Annotated in this window: 1 protein-coding gene and 2 pseudogenes; 2 read left to right on the top strand and 1 reads right to left on the bottom strand. The window is 73.6% G+C overall.

The features are described 5' to 3' along the window. Nucleotides 1–58: 58 nt before the first annotated feature. Nucleotides 59–988 (bottom strand): annotated as a pseudogene (locus ABZ646_RS45360) (enolase C-terminal domain-like protein); the annotation flags it as partial. 197 nt (nt 989–1,185) lie between these two features. Between ABZ646_RS45360 and ABZ646_RS45365 the strand changes: the two are divergent. Both ABZ646_RS45365 and ABZ646_RS45370 read left to right on the top strand, forming a co-directional pair. Then, a pseudogene (locus ABZ646_RS45365) lies at nt 1,186–1,440 on the top strand (hypothetical protein); the annotation flags it as partial. Between the two features lie 607 nt (nt 1,441–2,047). Next, nucleotides 2,048–2,242: hypothetical protein (locus ABZ646_RS45370; RefSeq protein WP_360533289.1), on the top strand; the 195-nt coding region annotated here is incomplete at its 3' end.

Below are 2,242 nucleotides of genomic sequence, written 5' to 3' on the forward strand. Positions count from 1 at the left end.
CAGCGCCTCCGCAGAGGTATACGCCCGTGGGCCCCCAAGTGACTCAAGCCGGTTCAAGATCCGCCAGCGGGATCGACACCGACTGCAGGGCGAGGGCGTGGGTGAGCTGGCGCCAGTCGGTGGCGATCATGTTGGTCGCGGTGGGCAGCCCGGTGGCCCGGCGGAACTCGGCGAGGATCTCGCGCCCGGAGTATCCGCCCTCGGCCCCGCAGGGGTCCTCGGCGTAGGCGAGGGTGCCGAGCAGCGGCCGGCACAGTTCGACGGCCTCGCGCAGGGACCACGCCCCGTTGGGGTCGAGGGTGATCCGGGCCGCGGGGAAGCGCTCCTTCAGCGCCTGTACGGCCTTGACCTCCTCGGCGCCCGCGAGGACCCCGCCCTTCAGCTTGAAGTCCCGGAAGCCGTAGTGGTCGTAGGCCGCCTCCGCCTGGCGGACGATGGCCTCCGGGGTGAGGGCCTCCTCGCGCCGGATCCGGTACCAGGGCACGTCCGCCCCGGGTTCGCGGAGGTAGTCCAGATCGGTGCGGTCGGGGTCGCCGACGTAGAAGAGGTAGCCGAGGACGCGCACCGAGTCGCGCTGCTTGCCGTCGCCGAGCAGGGCGGCGACGGGCACCTCCAGATGCTGGCCGAGCAGGTCGAGCAGGGCGGACTCGACGGCGGTGACGGCGTGCACGGTGGTCCGCAGGTCGAAGGTCTGCGTGCCGCGGCCACCGGCGTCCCTGCCGCCGAACTCCTCTCCGATGGCTCGCAACACCCTTGTGTGGTCACCCAGTCGCGCGCCGAGGACCAGCCGCTCCGCGTCCCGCAGGGTGCGTGTGATCGCCTCCCCGCCCGGCACCTCACCGAGCCCGGTCCGCCCCTCGGAGTCCTCGACGACGAGGACGTTGCGGGTGAAGCAGGGGGCGTGGGCCCCGGAGAGGTTCAGCAGCATGGAGTCCCGGCCGGCCACCGGGTACACGGAGAAACGGGTGACGACGGGCTGTCGTCTCATGGCGAACCTCCTCACATCCACGTACGGAGACGGAGGCTAGGTACGTGAACAGGCCCGGGTCAATGGGTGCGCGCGTACCGGCTGGGCCGCGCCGCGCCATCGAGTTCCGAAATGTCCGGTCAATCCTGGATGATCCCACGCATTCCGGGGCACTCAGCGGGCAGAAGGAGCCGTCCCGGCAGTGACGAGGAGTAGTCATGGCTGAGCAGAAGTCGTCCTCGGCCCTCACCGCGCCCCTGCGGAACGCGGCCTCGGCGGTGCGGAAGGTACCCGGCGCCGGAGCCGTGACCAAGGCCGCGGAGGGAACGCTGGACAAGATCGGAGCGGTGTCGCCCCGAGGCCGCCGGATGGCCGTGTACGCGGGAGCCGGGGTGCTGGGCGTGGCCGGAGTCGTGGAGTGGCCGGTCGCGCTGACCGGCGCTGCCGTTGCCTGGCTGACCCAGCCGCGGCCCGGGCAGAGCGGCGAGAGCGCGGCCGTGAGGGCGACGGCCGGGAAGACGACGGAAGGCGCGGGCCACGGCGCCTATGTGGCGATCGGCGACGCCGCGGCGGAGCCCGGGCCCGGCGCGGGCGTGGCGGGTCCGGGGCCGCTGCGGGAGGGCGAGATGCCGGACGGCCCGGTGACGGCGTCGGCCGGGCCGGCCACCACCGCGGCCGCGGCTGCCGCCATCGGTCCGGACGTACCGACCACGTCGCCCCTCGGCCGGCACGCACCGGCCGACCTCGACGGGCCCACCGGACAGCAGACGCGCACCGGACAGCAGATGCCCACTGAACTCGACGCGCCCCCCGAACAGGGCACAGCGTCCGGACCGAGCGCAGCCGACGAGTTGGGCACAGCGGCCGGGCTGAGCTCACCCCACGAGCAGGGCGCAGTGGCCGAACCGGGCGAGCCCGACGAACCGCACGATCACGATGCGTACGAGGACCCGCTCACCTCACCCACCGGATCGACCGCACCGGCCCCCGCCGACGAGGACGATCCCCCGCACGTGGTCGCGCCGCCCACCGACCCGACCGCACCGCCCGCCGACTGATGCGGGCCGGGGGTGACACGTGATGGCGTTCGGACTGCCGACGGTGCCGTCCCTGGCCGCGCGGGCGGTGTCCGCGGCGCCCGGACTGCTGGCCAGGGCGACCGCGCCGGGGATCGGCGCGGTCGCCGGAGCAGCCGCCGGGACCGATAGGAAGTGCGTCGGGTGGGGCAAGAGTGTGAAGAGGCGGGGGTATATCTCGGTGGGCGCCGGATCAGTA

It is taken from the genome of Streptomyces sp. NPDC007162, assembly GCF_040634175.1.
GTDB lineage: Bacteria > Actinomycetota > Actinomycetes > Streptomycetales > Streptomycetaceae > Streptomyces.